The following is a 17,901-nucleotide window of genomic DNA, read 5'->3' as shown; positions in this document are numbered from 1 at the left end:
AATTTTAAAAATTATAGCTTAGGGCTATGATCAAATTTCTACCTGCTGCCGCAATTCCTGAAGAATAGGTACGATATCGCTGGTTGGTAATATTTTCGAGAGAAACGATAGCCAGCCAATTTGGATTGAGCCTGTATTGACCGGTTAAATTGAGTGTATACCATGCCGGAGAATAAGGATTACCATTATAATCTGTGGCATACAGATAAGCTTTATCCTGCTCTCCAGGAGCAAGATCTTCAAAGTCAAATTTACCATTGTACTCTGCAAAGAGATCTAGTTTTAACTTTCGCTTGTTCCAGACCAGATGCGTGCTTCCAAACATAGGTGCCGCATGTCTTAATGGTAAATATTCGCCACCATCATTTTCTTCTCCATAGGTATAGCTAAACTGAGAGTTCATACGTAAGGCTACCGAAAAATCTATTTCCAGTCCTGCTTCCAGTCCATAAACATAAGCGTTGGCTGCATTTTGTATAGCCTGTACACGACTGGCTTCTCCCTGATAATCGATCTCGGTCACACCATCCAGATCATAATCTCTTCGAACCATCGCATCATCGAGGTACGTATAATAAGCGGTTAGCCCGAGACGAAGATTATCGCTAAAATTGAAGTCGGCTCCAAGTTCTGCATTATAGGCATATTCCGATTTTAGGTTTGGATTTGGCACTACTACAGATCCAGGTTCAGAATCAAATATTTTACCAATATCATCAATATTTGGAGCACGAAAAGCGGTAGAAAGTCCCAGTCGCCAACCTACCAAATGATTTTGACGCCAGTTTAGCCCTAGACTTCCGGTGAGGGCGCCAGTGCTAATATTTGCTTCCTCAAATGGAAAATCATAGAAACGATCTTCAAATTTTGCGTCCACCAGGATATGATTGTAGCGTAGACCCGACTGCAAAGAAAGATCTTCACTTATTTTCCACTGGTAACTTGAATATACCGCCATGGATTGCCATTTTGAGTCATCTGGATACCTGCTTGCCGTATCTCCGGATTCTCCATTCTGAATATTTCTGAAGGCTCCTTCGGAAGCAACCGAATTAAGTACATATTCGAAACCATAGAACAACTTGCTTTCAGACAATGACTTTTCAAAATCCAGATTTGCTGAATAAGCATCTACATTTTCTTCCGTAGAGAAAAGTATAGGCTCTCCAAAATCCCGGTCATTTCTACTCTCGCCAAAATACTGATAAGCGCCTGTAAACTGAAATTTATCATAGAATTCTGAACGGCTGCGATGATTGATCTTCAAATTTCCCAGAAACCAGGTTTGCGGACCATAATACCATTCTGCAGCACGTAAAACATCATCTTTCTTGCGATAAAGTCGGTCAAATCTTGGAAAATCTGAGGACTGAGAATAGATAAGTCCGAGATTAAAATCCCAGTCTTTGGATGGCATATACTTCACCTTTTGCAAGAGGTTGATCTGGTCATATCCTGTTGGCTTTTGAACAAGCGGATCAGGATTTTCCACCATCACATCAATACCGTTCTGCCTTTCAGCATAATCAGGTCGCAGATAGTCGTCCGGTCCATGTTCTCCCATCTTAAGGTCACCAAAATCTGAATAAGTAATCCCGGTTCTAAAAGCCCAGTTTTCACGTCCTACATTCACATCTGCATGTACAGTATTTTCATTATTTGCAGTGGCAAAACGAGTATAAATAGAGCCTGAAACTGAAGTGCTACCGGTAAAACTAAAATCTGGCTGCAGTGTATAAAAATTCATCACCCCGCCAATAGCATCACTCCCGTAAACCACAGAACCCGGACCAAGAATAACTTCGGCATTCTCTACCATTAATGGATCTACTGAGATCACATTCTGAAGATTCCCGCTTCGGAAAATAGCAGAATTCATACGAACTCCATCCACGGTCAGCAAAAGTCTGTTGGTTGAAAAACCTCTTATCATGGGACTTCCGCCGCCTAACTGACTCTTTTGCACGAAAACCTGTCCCGTACTTTCCAAGAGATCTGCTGAAGTTTGAGGATTTGCCATTAAAATTTCAGAAGGAACAATGCTCACGATCTTCTGTGGAATTTCGTCTTTCTTCAGCTTAAAACGCGCCGCTGATAAAGTAATTTGTTCCAGTTGGTTTTCACCCGGTTCGAGAACAACGATACTGTTATTCTGAAGGATTTCTCTTTTTCTACGATATACTTCTTTATAGGAAACCGACTTGAAAATAATTACTTCGGTATCTGAAAAATTAGTGATAATTGCTACTCCTTCAATATCTGAAATAGTATAATTTGACTGATCCTGATTGTAAATGGCCACCCCGGCAACAGGTTCACCGGTATCACTATCCAGGATCCTGATCTCCTGTGCAGAAAGTTGGAAATAAGAAAGAAAGAAAAATAGAACTAAGAGTCCTGACCGCATTTATCCAAAAATTTCATTTAACACTCCAAGAGACTTCGGTTTGCGAAAACCTTCAATATGCAGTTCAAAATAGAGAAGAAGCATTTTTAGGAAATCTGTGCGTGAAGCCTGGTTCAGTTTTATACTCGATAAGGCATCAAATTCGGTGCCCAATATATTTTTCAGCAAATCTACAGTATTACCTTCTATGCAATAGTCATTCGTTGGAATTTCCTGGAAAACTCCATCGAGCATATTAAAGTATTCAGCTACTGAAGCAGAGTTTTGAGGCTGGAACCCGAGATACCTGGTAAGTTGAAGTAGGAATAACAGATGGAAATTAGCGACTTTTTCAGCAGCATCAAGATATTGCAGGCTATATTCAAGGTAATGGAACAGCGCTTCGTTGTTTTCTTCTTCCCTGATACTATTTTTGAGAACTTCAGCCAGGAACATGACCAGCGCCTGTTTAACCGGATGGGTGTGCAAGCTTTGATAATTCGCAATGACCTTCGCTTCCTTCAAATACTCGAGTTTTCCGGTATTTTTGTGATTTGCTACGATATCCAGCTGAGTAAGACTCTGGAACATGGAAGCTTTGAATTTACCCCTGCGACTCTTGAGCACTCCTTTCAGCATATAGGTTCTAAGACCATCAGACCGCGTGTAAAGCTTCACTATAAGATCTGCCTCCCCATATTTTAATGCACTGATCACGATCGCTTTGGTATGCACCAGCATGCTGAAAGAATTTGGGAGCAATGTATAAAAAAAGCCGCTTTTCAGCGGCTTTAGTCTTATATTTTGAATGCTTAACTATACAACACCCTGTGCTAGCATAGCATCTGCTACTTTTACAAATCCTGCAATGTTCGCTCCTTTTACGTAGTCAACATAACCATCTTCAGTAGTACCGTATTCCACACATGCCTCATGAATATCGTTCATGATTTCGTGAAGTTTCTTATCTACTTCTTCTGAAGTCCAGTTGTAACGCATAGAGTTCTGAGACATTTCCAATCCAGAAGTTGCAACACCACCGGCGTTAGAAGCCTTTCCTGGTGAGAACAATATCTTTTCTTTATGGAAAACCTCGATCGCTTCAGGAGTACATGGCATATTAGCCCCTTCTCCTACGCACATACAGCCATTATTAACCAATGCCTGAGCATCTTCTTTATCTAACTCATTCTGAGTTGCACATGGCAATGCGATATCGCATTTAATATCCCATGGAGTTTTACCTTCGTGATATTCAGCTCCAGAATATTGATCTACATATTCACTAATTCTACCACGTCTCTCATTTTTAAGTTCCATGATAAACTGAAGTTTATCTGCATCGATTCCATCTTTATCGTAGATGAATCCGCCAGAATCAGACATAGTAACAACTTTAGCTCCTAGCTGAGTTGCTTTTTCCGCAGCATACTGTGCAACGTTTCCAGCACCTGAGATTACTATGGTTTTACCCTCTAGCTTCTCCCCTTTGGTTTTCAGCATATTTTGAGCGAAGTATACGTTCCCGTATCCTGTAGCTTCAGGTCTAATCAAAGATCCACCGTAGCTAAGACCTTTTCCTGTCAAAATACCTGTAAACTCATTCTGAATTCTCTTGTACTGACCAAACATGAATCCAATTTCACGAGCACCAACACCAATATCACCAGCAGGCACGTCAGCATTAGGTCCAATATGTCTTTGCAATTCAGTCATAAAGCTCTGGCAGAAACGCATTACTTCATTATCAGATTTTCCTTTCGGGTCAAAATCTGATCCTCCTTTACCACCGCCCATAGGAAGTGTTGTAAGGCTGTTTTTGAAAGTCTGCTCAAACGCAAGAAACTTAAGAATACTAAGGTTTACCGATGGATGAAAACGTAAACCACCTTTGTATGGTCCAATCGCTGAGTTCATCTGGATTCTAAATCCTCGATTTACCTGAATATCCCCTTTATCATCTAGCCATGGTATTCTAAACATCACAACCCTTTCCGGCTCCACCATGCGCTCCAGAAGCATCTTGTTCTGGTATTTTTTATTCTTTTCAATAAAAGGAATTACGGTTTCAGCCACCTCATGAACCGCTTGCATAAATTCTGGTTCGTTCTGGTTTCTGGTTGACACCTTTTCCAGGAAATTTTTGATATTTTTTTCCATAATGACTGGCGCTATTATTAAATTATAAATTTTTTATCCAAATTATGGTGCAAATATAAATATTCTATAAGGATTACTGGATTCATTCCGTCATTTGATATAAAATTAACTTTTACTTTCAGAGCCTGTTTTCTCAGGCAGTTTATAAATATTATGTTAAAGTAGTTTTGCTATATTTGCTAATGTTGCAAGCTGCATTCAATGAACATCAATAAGGTTTTTCTTCTGTTCTCAATCATCATCCTGGGCTATTCTCAAAATGCTTCAGGACAGCTTAGTTTTTCTAATGAAGTTGGAGTTATTGCAGGTCCTGCCGGATTCTTTACTGATTATGGTGAGCGATGGAATGTAAAGAATAACCTGGATAATGGTGGTTTTGGTGTTGGCCTTGTTCATTATATGAATTTCGCCTTCAAACCAGAATGTAGTTGCAGGCCTACCAGCTTATGGTTTACTAAATATTTCAGAATTAGAAATGAGATCGATTATTTAAGATCTAACCTGGACCATTATGGTCCGGTGGCAGAAAAAAATAGTTTGGGAGGACAGCAACTCCGCGCAATGCATGGAGAAACTGAAGTTATTGAAGCAGGAACCTCTCTCGAATACCATTTTCTAGGAATAAAAAAAGCCAGAGACTTTGGATACCTTTTCGCTCCATATATTTCATTGGGTGTGCATTTTGTGCATTACAGACCTACTGCGTATTCAGATCTTGGACCACTGGATAGTCCTAAAGTGCTCTTTAATACTTTTGATGACGGACTCTTCCTGGAACCTGGAAACACCTTTGCCATTCTTGGAAGTGCAGGATTACGGTACAGGCTGAGTAGATTCAGCGATCTGCAACTGGAAGCCAGAGCTACTTATTATGATACCGATAAGCTGGAAGGATTGGATGTACAGGGACCGCAAAACAAGTTTAATGACTTTGTACTCTGGTTCAATGTAGGTTACATTTATTACCTGGATTTCTAGAATTCCAGTTCAGCGGAGTTCAAAATAATTCCACCTTTTCTAAGAATTTCCAGTTTCATTTTATCAAAACCTTCTTTATCTATTGCCCTGGTCGCATCTTCGATGAGTGTAGTATTGAAACCTTCCGCGATACTATCAAGGACCGAATAGGCTACGCAGTAATCTGCGGCCAAACCGGCGAAATATACATTCTGTACACCTTTATCCTTCAGGTATCCTGAAAGTCCCGTAGACTTTAAATGTGCATTATCGTAAAATCCACTATAGCTGTCGATCGCCAGATCTGTTCCCTTTCTAAAAATGGTTTCGATACTATTGGTTTCAAGCTCTGGATGGAATTCAGCACCCTTGGTGTTTTGAACACAATGATCCGGCCAGAGGACCTGATCAAGTCCGTTTAGCTTCATAAGATCAAAAACCTCCGCATCCTGGTGAGCTGAGGCAAAGCTGGAATGTCCATTAGCATGCCAGTCCTGGGTAGCTATAACGAGATCGAATTTTTTCTGAAGATCATTTACCAAAGGAACTATTTCATCACCATTTTCTACAGCGAGTGCACCGCCCGGCATAAAATCATTTTGAATGTCTATAAGAACAAGCGTCTTCATTATATCTTATTTTTCTGCATTTTGATCAACTGATCCCGTTCATCTTTCAGTGTTTCGCTAATCCCAATCTTATAGATATGCGGATTATTAAAACGTTTATATTCTATAGGTAGTTCTGAAAGTCTCGAGATACTATATTCCGAAATTTCACTAAGACTTCTTTTTTCCTGCAGCACCTTACCTTCATCCATAACCAGTTCCAGTAGAGGTTCCTGCTGATAATGCTTAAGATTCATGGATTTGTAAGGCTCGAATGGATGATGCATTTCCTCAATTTTATCTTCATGGTATAGGCCAATCGCATCTGCTCCAATGCACTTCCCGTTCTCATCCTTTATTCTGAAAACCTGTTTTTTATGTGGCAGCGTGATCTTTATAATACTTTCTGAAATTTTTATTCTTGGCTTACCTGCGGAAAATGCCAGTTTGTAAACCCCATCCAGTGCACCATCAGGATCGCCTGTCACCAGGTTCGTTCCCACTCCAAAAATATCAATAGGAGCTTGTTGCTCCAGTAAACTTTTAATCACATGCTCATCTAACTGATTAGAAGCAGCTATTTTCACATAGTCAAGATCAGCAGCATCGAGCATTTTCCTGCTTTCCTTGGCGAAATAACTAAGATCTCCACTGTCAAGCCTGACCGCCATTAATTTTTGACCACGCTCTTCCATCTCCTTTGCGACCTTGATCGCATTAGGAATACCGCTTTTCAACGTATTATAAGTGTCTACAAGAAGTACACAATTTTCAGGACGACCTTCAGCGAAGTCCCTGAAAGCGGTCAATTCATCATCATAGCTTTGCACGAAAGAGTGTGCCATCGTTCCAGAAACAGGAATATCAAAATCTTTTCCCGCAACTACGTTACTTGTACCATTAAAACCTCCAATGATCGCAGCGCGAGTCGCAAAATATCCTCCACTAGCCTGGGCGCGTCTTAATCCAAAGTCCAGCAAGGTGGCATCTCCGGCCACTAAGAGCATACGGCTCGCTTTGGTAGCAATAAGTGTTTGAAAGTTCAGCAAATTAAGAAGAATAGTCTCGATGATCTGAGCCTCGATGATACTTGCTTCCACCTGTAAGATCGGGCGGGTTGGAAATACAATATCACCTTCTTTTACTGAATATATCTTTCCTTTAAATTTAAAATCTTTCAGGTATTCGAGAAAATCTTTTTCAAATCCCTGTTCTTTTAAAAACTGAAGATCATCTTCAGAAAATCGAAGTGTTGACAAAATTTCCAGTAGATCTTCAAGCCCGGAAAAGATCGCATAACCACTTTTAAACGGTAATTTTCTAAAGTAATAGTCAAAAACTGCTTGCTGATCTTTCTGTCCCTTTTTGAAATAGACCTGAGCCATGGATAATTGGTACTGGTCTGTATAAGTGGCGGTAAATTGATTCATAGTAAATTCTTGAGTTCGATCTATTTGCTAATTGAAAGATCGGCATGCACAAATTTACCAAATTTCGAATACAGGTCTATGACCAGAGGAATTAATCTCAGGCATTTAGTATCTGCAATTAGTTTAACCTATTTCAGTTTAATCCTTTAAATCATCTGAAAGGGAGATACGGTACCTGCCATTTTCAGAAGGTAATAGTTTTTCACTCACAAGTTCCAGCGTGTTTCCTTCCTGTATCCACGGAATTTCTTCGGAATTGTTCTCGGCGTCGTACCCATCGAACCAGGCAAAATCAATATCCTGGTAGTAAGAAGTGATCTTTAGTTCATAGACCTCACCTTTTTTACTCCATTCAATTAGATAGTCTGAATCATTAGGAACAGGTAAAGCAGTTTCAGGATCTCCATTTCCGGAAACATAAATTGTACTAAGATCTGAAGGTGAGAACCAAACATAGGTATTTTCCCATTTATCACTATAGCTATCAGGATTTACAAGTGCAGCAGGGTTACAGCTTGAAAATAAAATTAAGACTAGCGCGATTACTGGGAGAAAAAAAGCTCTTTTGGTTTTAAATTTTAAAAATGTTGGGGTGCTGACGTATTCAGAGAATACATCCTTTAAAAATTTCATATTTGTGGTTCGATTACAGCAAGCTGAAGCCGAAGTAGTTTGGGGTTTGGTGAAATTAGAAAATTATAAGAGCTGTTCCGAATGAAAGTAACGTGCTAACTTAAGTTTGTGAATATTTGCCGTGATAACCCGCCATATTACTAAAACAACCGATGAAGAACCAAAGTCTGTACGGTTTTCCATAACTGCAACTCAACCGCCAGTTTCAAGATTCTTAGGCTTTAAAAACCAAGAAATACAGATAGTAAACTAATAACCAGCTTTTTATAACGTTTAAAGCTATAAATAAACAATTTGGAATAAAAAAAAGCCACATTTAGAAAATGTGGCTTTTTTAACGGTAAAACGTCAGGTTTATACCTTTTTGTAACTGGAATTGTACTCTTCCATAAGACTCATGATCGCTTTCATTAGATCTTTAGTCTCCAATAATAAATTGAAGTACAAGGTCGTGTTCTTAGGACTGGATTCTTCAGTCCTTGTTCTTGATACCTGTTTTTCGATCTTTTCAGAAATCCTCTGCAGCACTATTTCTTTTTTAGCAACGACTCCACTTATATCCTGGAACTCCCTGTTATTAAAAATCACTTCGATCTCTGTTAACAACTCGCTTAAAATATCATCAATCTCTTTAAGATCTAAAAGCTGATTATATCGTAGCGGTTTGTGATTATTATTCACATGCTTGTAACTTTTCTTGGAAATATATTCCAGGGATTGAGCGATATCTGTAAGGTGTCCAAGGATAGAGATATAAAAACTACTTCCACGAACACTGGTTTCATCAAGACTTTTGATAAAGAAAAATATCTGGTCTCTTAGATCTTCAATTTCAGATTCAAGTTTTTCCACACCCTTCTTACTCTTCTTCAACTTCTTCTTATCCTGTTTGGATAAGCCAGCAAAAGTATCAGAGAAGATCTTATTGGATCTGCTTACCACATTAGAAATATTATCTGCACTTTCAAGGATGATCCCCTGAACAGTTTTACTTTCAGATTTCTTTAAGCCAGATTTATCGGCTTTGGCAGTTTCCTTATTCTTGTGTGAGATATAGTTTCTGGCAAGTAATCCTATAGCTGCTATTAGAAGAATGGCAATTGCAGGTCCTTTTCCGAGGAAAATAATATAGGTTAAAATTCCTGCAGCCGAGAAGGCACTAAATGCAGTAAAGAACCAACCTCCAATTACTTTTAAAACTCCAGCAACACGATATACAGCACTTTCTCTACCCCAGGCTTTATCTGCCAGTGAAGTTCCCATAGCAACCATAAAAGTTACATAAGTAGTAGATAAGGGCAATTTATAAGAAGTAGCGATAGAGATCAATACACCGGCTACAGTAAGGTTAATCGCTGCACGGATCATATCAAAAGCAGGTTGTTCTTCAGCTTTATCCCCTATAAGTATATCATCGGGTTTGTTGAAACTGCGACCAATCTTTCTACGCATTCCACCAGGAATAATCAATCTAAAGGTATCAGCAAGCTTGGTTGTTCCTGTTACAAGAGCACGGGAAAGCATGTTTGGATCGAACTTTTCAGTTCCATGTCCCTGTCTGGAAAGTCCAATTTCAGTTTCAGCTACAGTCTTTGCTTTCTTCGAAAACCAGAGTGTAAGCACCATAATGGCACCTGAGATAAATAGTAAAATTGGTTCTGCAGGTACTTTATCACGTAATACCTCCATAGAAAATTCCGTAGAGATCTGGCCAGATGCTGCCCAGGCTTCATAAGAGTGGTAAGCGGCCATTGGAACCCCAATAAAGTTTACCAGGTCATTTCCTGAAAATGCAAGTGCAAGACCAAATGTTCCTACTGCAATCACGAAGATGAGGATACTTTTCTTAAAGATCTTCATAAATAGATAGCTGAAAAGTGTCCAAAACAGGAAACTAACTGCAACTACTGCATAAACCTGTGTAGAAAGTACATCTTTAAAACTATCGTAATAAGGAGTTCCTTTCATCCCTTTGAAAATGATGAAATAACTGATGGCTGCAAGACAGATTCCGCCGAAAATAGAACCAAAGTTCTTGATTTTCTTTTCGTATTCAAAAGTGAACACCAAACGAGACAACCACTGCACCAATGCTCCTATGGTAAATGCGATGACGACAGATAGAAATATTCCGGATATAATTTCGGTTGCTTTATCTGTATTTATGTACGTGGAAAGATCTGCCAGCGTTTGAGTATCTGAAGCTCCAATCTTGATAAGTGCCATTACTACTGCTGCTCCAAGTAATTCGAATACAATGGAAACTGTTGTTGAAGTTGGCATTCCCAATGTGTTGAAAAAATCCAGCAGAAGAATGTCTGTAATCATTACAGCCATAAATATGATCATGATCTCGTCGAAATAGAACTGACCAGGCATAAAAATACCTTTTCTGGCTACCTCCATCATTCCGCTGGAAAAAACCGCACCAATAAAGATACCTACACTGGCCACGATCATGATCGTTTTAAATGAGATTGCTTTGGAACCAATCGCAGAGTTCAGGAAGTTTACGGCGTCATTACTAACTCCAACCACCAAATCGGCAATGGCAAGAACCACTAATGCAACCAGCATCAACAAGTAAATATTTTCCATTTTATTGTGTTTAAAAAGCGGTGCAAGTATCCAACCAAATCGTGGATTTACTGTTACCTAATTGTTAATTTTAAAAGTGAAATTCGAAGCCCGTTCTAAATGATATAAAATCTTCTATTCCAGCCTGTTTCGAATAATTGATATCTGCCTGTACTTTAAGTTTATGTCCTACAATATATTTAGATCCTCCCAGAGTATATTGTTCTACGTCATCCACTTCGATAATATCGGAATAGTCGTTTCTTGAATACCTTGCTGCAATTTCATAATTACTTTTAAAAAGGTACGCAGTTTGAAAGTTTATTCCCTGCCCTTCCAGGACCCTGTACTCAGCTGCCTGATTTTCTCCCTGAATCCTGGCAATTGGATCTTCTGCATCACGATATGCATATTCTGCCATTACAGAAAGTCCGCGGTATTTAAAAACGGCATCCAGGAAAAACGTTTGGATGTCGGTTTCGTATAGTGTCCCATCCTCTAACAGCATAAAACTTCCCAGGTTACTTCTAGTTCTTACGGCATCATTATTAATATCGTAGACTGCTCCAAGCATTAGTTTAGGTGTCGGCTCTCGTTCAAGATCGGCCTGGAAATAATCTCCTTTTTCAAGAAATTCTCCAAAAGGCAGAAGCTCCAGTCTTCCTGTATATTCCATTCCTCCCTGGCTACCGCTAGTAATATTTCGTCCTTCTCCCTGGGAAAATGCCAGCTTCTCTTTGATCACGAATTTTTCTCCCAGTTTGAATTTATGATGTAGCTGAAGTCCGATATCTCTATCAAGATTAAACCTACTGTTTAGAATGGATCGGTCTATAAGCTGTAAACTGGCTGAAGAAATAACCCTTTCCACATTTCCGGGAAGTTTGGTCTGTCCCGCCCATAGTTCGAAGTTCTTATGAAAATGCCATTTAAGAACTGCGTCAAGAATATATCGTGGCGAGTTGGAGGTAAACTGATTGGCTCCGGAAATGTCATTATTCGAAAGACCAAGTTCGATCTTATAAACCAGTTTTGGGGTAAGGGCAAATCCATCAAATTTTAGTCTTGCTCTTCTAATAAGGAAATTTTGCTCTGGATCCATGTACTCTTCTCCATCGTGATTCCAGGTAGTAAAAGATCTAAACTGAAATCTTGGAGCAAATTTCACGCTAAAGGAACTATCCTTTGCAGTGAAATTAAGCAGGCCTTTTCCAAATTTTGTGTCACTTATTTCCTGAGCTTCAAGTCCCAGTGCAACGAACAGGCACAAAACAAGTGTGCTGAATCTAGTCTTCATTAAATCGTATTATAAGTTTTTGTCGGCGACAAAGAAACAGACTTTATGTTAACTGAATGTTTCCCAAGAGTTAAACCTGAGGTTGGTCTAAGTTAATAAAAAAAGCTGCCCTGTTTTTACAGGACAGCCTCGCACACTATTATGTAGAGTCGACAAAAACTTATACGATTTTCGTGTGCTTTTGTACACACAAAGAAAGTACAGCGATGTCTCCTTAAGGTCACGCTTATATTAAATTAAGTTTAAAAATGGGATTAGAGAGGAAAGTACTAAAAACAAGAAAGCCACTCGAAAAACGAATGGCTTTGTTGCTCCTCCTCTTGGGCTCGAACCAAGGACCCTCTGATTAACAGTCAGATGCTCTAACCAACTGAGCTAAGGAGGAATGTTTTGCTTTGAAAGCGGTTGCAAATATAAATCAATTTTTAAATGCTGTCAAAACAAATTTCAGATTTTTTTCGAAGAATTTTACTTCGATTACGAATCCTTCAGAAAGTCAATTAATTACAGATCGATAAAATTTTCAGTAATGATGATTTTTATATTTCTATAGCTACTATTAAATAAAAAAACAGCCCCGTAGGACTGTTTTGTATCTAAAATTCCTTCCGTAGAGATTATTCAAATAACCAGCGGTAGATATCATTTCCATTTGCATAAAGCACTAGCGCGATTAACAAGAAGAAACCAGCCATCTGGGCGATCTCCATAAACTTATCATTTGGCTTTCTACCCGTAACCATTTCATAGAGCAGGAACATCACATGTCCTCCATCAAGTGCCGGAATTGGCAGGATGTTCATAAATGCCAGGATAATTGAAAGTAAGGCTGTGGTATTCCAGAACCCGAACCAGTTCCAGGTATCAGGGAACAAGCCTCCAATGGCTCCGAAACCTCCAAGTTGCGTAGCTCCTTTTTTAGTAAATACATATTTGAACTGGTACACATAATCTCTTAATGTCCAGTAACCGTAATCAAATCCTTTGCTTATGCTTTCGCTAAGACCGTATTTATTGCGTTTGATCTCAATCTCTGATGCCGGTCCAACTCCAAGGTATCCATCCTCATCTGGAGTGATCTCTGTACTCATGATCTCCCCTTTGCGCTCAAAAACAACTTCAATAGTCTTTTCCTTGTTTTCAAAGGAAGCCGGAGCAATTTCGTGCCAGTAACCAATTTCAACATCATTCAGGCTAATAATACTATCTCCTTTTTTAAGACCTGCCTTTGATGCTGCATGCTCTGCAATTACCGTATCAAGTACTGCAGACTGAATTGGAACAAATGGCTGCATTACCCCTTTTTCAAACATCTGTGTCCCTATTTCTTCTGGAACCTCAATAGTTTCTTCTGAACCATTCTGATGAAGTACTGTAATATTCTGAACATCTCTCATAAAAAGATGCTTGTTGATATCAAGGCTATTCTGGAACTCATTTCCATTTACCTCCAGTATCCTGTCTCCATCCTCGAAACCATATTCCTTAAAATCATCGATCACTGCAAATCCATCTGGCATTTCATCTGGCCCTACGTAAGCAGATCCCCAAACGAACATGATCATCATATAAATAAGAAATCCAAGCACTAGATTTACAGTTACACCACCCAGCATGATGATTAATCGCTGCCATGCCGGCTTACTCCTAAATTCCCAGGGTTGTGGCGGTTTGGACATTTGTTCCTTGTCCATACTCTCATCGATCATCCCCGCGATCTTCACATAACCTCCAAGCGGTAACCAACCAATTCCATAAGTGGTTTCACCAATCTTTTTCTTAAGTAATGAAAATTTCACATCAAAGAACAGGTAGAACTTTTCAACTCTGGTCTTAAATAATTTGGCCGGAATAAAATGACCTAATTCGTGGAGAACAATAAGTAAGGAAAGGCTTAATATTAATTGTATGGCTTTTACTAGAAATGGATCCATCAGCTAACTTCAAATTTTAAATCGCACAAAAGTAAGTTTTTAAAAGCTTCTAGAAAAGTTTAGTTTGACCGAGTAAGCAACCACGAAAAATTCCGCAGAAGAAATTGGACTAATTGAGCCTCAGGCCATAACTTTGTAAAAAATTGCGCCAATGCTGAAGTTCTTTGCCCGCTATAAACCGTTCGCCATTGTACTGGCTGTTCTCTCGGTCATCATCATGTATTTTATTTATACATTACTGAAACCTGAGGAGCGCTTGCCCGTTTTTCAACCAGATATGGTAAATGCTGAACTGGTGGATACCACCGTTCAGTTTGTTAGAAAATATCATAAGATCGCAGATTTTAAACTCATTAATCAAAATGGGGATACTATTACAGAAGATTTTTATGAGGATAAGATCTATGTAGCCGACTTCTTTTTTACCACCTGCCTTACCATTTGCCCGATCATGACAGATCATATGATCGAGATTCAGGAAAAGATCAAAGATGATGAGGACATCTTACTTCTCTCCCATACTGTGTTTCCTGTAACCGACAGTGTTCCCGTCTTAAAAGAATATGCGCTGGAAAAAGGGGTGATGGACGAAAAATGGAACCTGGTAACTGGAGATAAAAAGCAGATCTATGATCTGGCTCGTAAATCTTACCTGGCTACAAAATCTACCGGCGATGGTGGTAAATACGATATGATTCATACCGAAAATTTCGTGCTGGTAGATAAAAAGAAACAAATTAGAGGTTTTTACGACGGCACCCAGCCGGAAGCCATAGAAGATCTCATGCACGATATTGAAATACTGAAGAAAGAGGATCGCTAATTATTTGAGGCTAATCTTTTGTATTGGGCCAAATTCCATTACTTTTGCCTTGTTTAAAATCAATCTAAATAAAAATGAAGGTGACGGTTGCAAATCTTAGGCGAGGCCAACGCGGAATCATTAAAGAGTTTTCTGCAGATATGGTCCCCCTGAAATTGCTCGAAATGGGTTGCCTTCCCGGAAACGAAGTAGAACTTGTTCAAACTGCGCCATTCCATGATCCCATGTATTTAAACATAAATGGGAGTCATCTGGCCATAAGAAAAGAAACCGCTTTGCTTATAGAAATCGAATTAATAGGCTAATATGGGAAAGCAAATTAATGTTGCTTTAATAGGAAATCCCAATACTGGAAAGACCTCTGTTTTCAATCAGCTTACCGGACTCAACCAGAAGGTTGGGAATTATCCCGGGATTACCGTTGAGAAAAAAGAAGGGATCTGCAAACTTCCACGTGGATTAAAAGCTCATATTCTTGACCTTCCAGGTACTTATAGTTTAAACGCCAGTTCTGTTGATGAAAATGTCGTCATAGAACTGCTTCTCAATAAAAACGATAAAGATTATCCAGATGTTGCCGTTGTAGTAAGTGACGTGGAAAATCTTAAGCGGAATTTGCTGTTGTTCACCCAGATCAAAGACCTTGGAATTCCCACCATTCTTGCGATTAATATGGCAGACAGGATGGATCGTAAGGGGATTAGCCTGGACATAAAATTACTGGAAGAACGCTTAAAGACCAAGATCGCGCTTGTAAGTGCCCGTAAAAATATGGGTATTGAAGCGCTAAAGGAATTGATCATCAATTATCGTCACATGACGGTAGATCCTTGTGTAAATGCATCTGTGATCGATCCTGAATACTTCGGAAACTTGCATAAGACCTTTCCAAATCAATCTTTATACAAACTCTGGCTGGTTATCACGCAGGATGTCAACTTCGGAAATATAAACCGTGGTGAGATCAGCCGAAGTTCAGATTTTAATACGAAATCTGTAAGTGACCTGAAAAGGCTTCAGCAGAAAGAAACAATTTTAAGATACCAGTTCATTAATGGTGTGCTGAAGGAGACGATGACCGTAGACAAGAATGCGGCTACAGATCTTCGTTCTCGTTTTGACCGTATTCTAACTCACAAGGTCTGGGGATATGTTATTTTCTTCGGAATCTTACTTTTAATTTTCCAGGCGATCTATAGCTGGTCAAGCTATCCAATGGATATGATCGATGCCGCATTTGCTTCGCTAAGTGAATGGACGAAAAACACGCTGCCGCCGGGCTCTTTTACCAGTTTAATTTCAGAAGGAATTGTTCCCGGGCTTGGAGGGATCGTTATATTTATTCCACAGATCGCATTTTTATTCCTATTCATTTCCATTCTAGAAGAATCGGGCTATATGAGCCGAGTGGTCTTTTTAATGGACCGCATCATGAGACGTTTTGGTCTTAGTGGGAAAAGTGTGGTGCCATTGGTTTCAGGAACAGCCTGTGCAATTCCCGCAGTAATGGCTACCAGGAATATCGAAAACTGGAAAGAAAGACTAATTACTATTTTGGTAGTTCCTTTTACTACCTGCTCTGCAAGATTACCGGTTTATCTAATCATAATCGCGTTGGTAATTCCAAATGAGAGTTTCTTTGGTTTCAACTACCAGGGATTAACCTTGATGATCCTTTATTTACTCGGATTCGGAATGGCTATTTTTTCCTCGTGGTTACTGAATAAAATACTAAAGACCAGTACAAAATCTTACTTCGTTATAGAGATGCCTAATTATAAGCTTCCTATGGCCAAGAATGTTGCGATCAATGTGGTTGAAAAGACAAAATCTTTTGTTTTTGGCGCCGGAAAGATCATTTTAGCTATTTCTGTAATTCTATGGGTGCTGGCCAGTTACGGTCCCGGAGATGATTTTAACAATGCTGAAGAGATCGTCACCGCTCAATATGAGAACAACGAGAATGTAGAGGATGAAAGTGTAGAGGAGGCAATTGCTTCTTATAAGCTGAAGAACTCCTATATAGGTATAATGGGACGCGGAATAGAACCTGCCGTTGCTCCATTAGGTTACGACTGGAAAATTGGGATCGCGATCATAAGTTCCTTTGCTGCAAGAGAGGTCTTCGTTGGAACCCTTGCAACTATCTATAGTGTTGGAAGTGACGAAGAGGAAACCATCAAAAACCGAATGGCAGCAGAAACCAACCCTGTGTTGGGCGGACCATTATTTACATTTGCCAGTGGTATAAGCTTATTGCTTTTTTATGCCTTTGCGATGCAATGTATGAGTACGCTGGCCATAGTCAAACGAGAAACAAATACCTGGAAATGGCCTGTTTTACAATTGGTAATCATGACTGCTTTTGCTTATGTAGTCGCACTTATCGCGTTCCAGGTACTGAAATAAAAGTAAGTTTGGAATTATAAAACGACTGAATTGATATGGAAATACTTCAGGAAATACTGGTCTTAATTACCTTTTTAATAGCTCTGGGTTACGTGGTCACGCGTTTTATCTGGAAGCCTTCTTTTGCTGGCGGTTCCAAAAAGAAGGATAGCGCTGCTGCTTGCGGAGTTTCTGGTTGTGGCTGTAGTGATTAATCACATTACTTCGGTAAGCCTAAAACTTACCATATAATCTTCCGCAGGTATCTTACCAGGATTCACTGGATAAGGTTTGACATTTACCAGGCTTATCTTTAATTCCTTCGAGTTAGCAAATAGATGGTCTATGGATTGAGTACCTGAAAATTCCACACTCCCAACTAACTCCCGTTTTTCATAGACATCAACCTTTACTCGCACCTGTCCTGCCCAGAAACACATCACGATAGGATTGCTGGGACACCTGGAATCTGAAATTATTTCCCTGAATTTTATTCGGCGGTCTCCAAAATGAAGCTCATCCCCAAGGCATAACGATGCCGAAAAAACATTCAGTACCACTTCCGGTTTCTGTTCCTTAGTTTCTGAAGTTGTAGCTTCTTTTTCCTTTTCAGTAGATTGAAAAGAAATGTATAATGCCATGAAAATGATGAGAAATCGCATATCGCCTTTTTAAAAAAGACGACTGCAAATTACTCCTGTTGCAAAA

At 39.4% G+C, this 17,901-nt stretch carries 15 protein-coding genes and 1 tRNA gene; 5 read left to right on the top strand and 11 right to left on the bottom strand.

Translation table 11 applies throughout. The features are described 5' to 3' along the window. Positions 1–4: 4 nt before the first annotated feature. The 3 genes from JM79_RS01785 to gdhA all read right to left on the bottom strand — a co-directional run bounded on the left by JM79_RS01785 (position 5) and on the right by gdhA (position 4,546). Entirely contained in the window at positions 5–2,407 is a 2,403-nt protein-coding gene (locus JM79_RS01785; protein ID WP_141876524.1) for a TonB-dependent receptor, read from the bottom strand. Further along, on the bottom strand, positions 2,408–3,127 hold the full coding sequence (gene recO, locus JM79_RS01780; protein WP_141876523.1) for a DNA repair protein RecO: 720 nt from the start codon (positions 3,125–3,127) through the stop codon (positions 2,408–2,410). A gap of 75 nt (positions 3,128–3,202) precedes the next feature. Next, positions 3,203–4,546, bottom strand: a complete 1,344-nt coding sequence (gdhA, locus tag JM79_RS01775) for an NADP-specific glutamate dehydrogenase (protein WP_141876522.1) — start codon at positions 4,544–4,546, stop codon at positions 3,203–3,205. A gap of 201 nt (positions 4,547–4,747) precedes the next feature. On the opposite strand from gdhA, the gene JM79_RS01770 reads away from it, so the two are divergent. Next, positions 4,748–5,524, top strand: coding sequence for a glutamate dehydrogenase (locus JM79_RS01770; protein WP_141876521.1), 777 nt, complete (start codon positions 4,748–4,750; stop codon positions 5,522–5,524). On the opposite strand, the gene pncA is transcribed toward JM79_RS01770, so the two are convergent. The 7 genes from pncA to rseP all read right to left on the bottom strand — a co-directional run bounded on the left by pncA (position 5,521) and on the right by rseP (position 13,982). Next, a complete protein-coding gene (gene pncA, locus JM79_RS01765) occupies positions 5,521–6,132 on the bottom strand; it encodes a bifunctional nicotinamidase/pyrazinamidase (protein ID WP_141876520.1) in 612 nt (203 codons plus the stop codon). The two genes, JM79_RS01770 and pncA, sit on opposite strands and share 4 nt — an antisense overlap. Then, on the bottom strand, positions 6,132–7,541 hold the full coding sequence (locus JM79_RS01760; protein WP_141876519.1) for a nicotinate phosphoribosyltransferase: 1,410 nt from the start codon (positions 7,539–7,541) through the stop codon (positions 6,132–6,134). Before JM79_RS01760 ends, pncA begins: the two co-directional genes overlap by 1 nt. A gap of 138 nt (positions 7,542–7,679) precedes the next feature. Continuing rightward, entirely contained in the window at positions 7,680–8,174 is a 495-nt protein-coding gene (locus JM79_RS01755; RefSeq protein WP_141876518.1) for a hypothetical protein, read from the bottom strand. A 354-nt stretch (positions 8,175–8,528) separates the two neighbouring features. Next, a complete protein-coding gene (locus tag JM79_RS01750; RefSeq protein WP_141876517.1) occupies positions 8,529–10,772 on the bottom strand; it encodes an inorganic phosphate transporter in 2,244 nt (747 codons plus the stop codon). 70 nt (positions 10,773–10,842) lie between these two features. After that, entirely contained in the window at positions 10,843–12,048 is a 1,206-nt protein-coding gene (locus JM79_RS01745) for a porin (RefSeq protein WP_141876516.1), read from the bottom strand. A 311-nt stretch (positions 12,049–12,359) separates the two neighbouring features. After that, positions 12,360–12,433, bottom strand: a tRNA-Asn gene (locus tag JM79_RS01740). Between the two features lie 232 nt (positions 12,434–12,665). Next, a complete protein-coding gene (gene rseP / locus JM79_RS01735; RefSeq protein ID WP_141876515.1) occupies positions 12,666–13,982 on the bottom strand; it encodes an RIP metalloprotease RseP in 1,317 nt (438 codons plus the stop codon). Positions 13,983–14,133: 151 nt separating this feature from the next. On the opposite strand from rseP, the gene JM79_RS01730 reads away from it, so the two are divergent. The 4 genes from JM79_RS01730 to JM79_RS16095 all read left to right on the top strand — a co-directional run bounded on the left by JM79_RS01730 (position 14,134) and on the right by JM79_RS16095 (position 17,408). Next, positions 14,134–14,805: an SCO family protein gene (locus tag JM79_RS01730; RefSeq protein ID WP_141876514.1), complete on the top strand. Its 672-nt coding sequence runs from the start codon at positions 14,134–14,136 to the stop codon at positions 14,803–14,805. Positions 14,806–14,879: 74 nt separating this feature from the next. Then, positions 14,880–15,110, top strand: coding sequence for a FeoA family protein (locus tag JM79_RS01725; RefSeq protein ID WP_026914792.1), 231 nt, complete (start codon positions 14,880–14,882; stop codon positions 15,108–15,110). Position 15,111: 1 nt separating this feature from the next. Further along, positions 15,112–17,214 carry a ferrous iron transport protein B gene (gene feoB, locus JM79_RS01720; protein ID WP_141876513.1) on the top strand — a complete coding sequence of 701 codons (2,103 nt, stop codon included), beginning with the start codon at positions 15,112–15,114 and terminating at the stop codon, positions 17,212–17,214. A 35-nt stretch (positions 17,215–17,249) separates the two neighbouring features. After that, the gene (locus JM79_RS16095) at positions 17,250–17,408 is read left to right on the top strand and encodes a hypothetical protein (protein WP_185739446.1); all 159 of its coding nucleotides are present in this window, start codon (positions 17,250–17,252) and stop codon (positions 17,406–17,408) included. Here the strand turns inward: JM79_RS16095 and JM79_RS01715 are convergent, their stop codons facing one another. Further along, positions 17,409–17,855 (bottom strand): hypothetical protein, encoded by a 447-nt coding sequence (locus JM79_RS01715; RefSeq protein ID WP_141876512.1) that lies wholly within the window; start codon positions 17,853–17,855, stop codon positions 17,409–17,411. It abuts the gene before it with no gap. Positions 17,856–17,901 lie beyond the last annotated feature (46 nt).

The sequence above is a fragment of the Gramella sp. Hel_I_59 genome, from assembly GCF_006714895.1.
In the GTDB taxonomy this organism is placed as follows: domain Bacteria; phylum Bacteroidota; class Bacteroidia; order Flavobacteriales; family Flavobacteriaceae; genus Christiangramia.
This window is presented reverse-complemented; position numbering and strand designations above follow the sequence as displayed.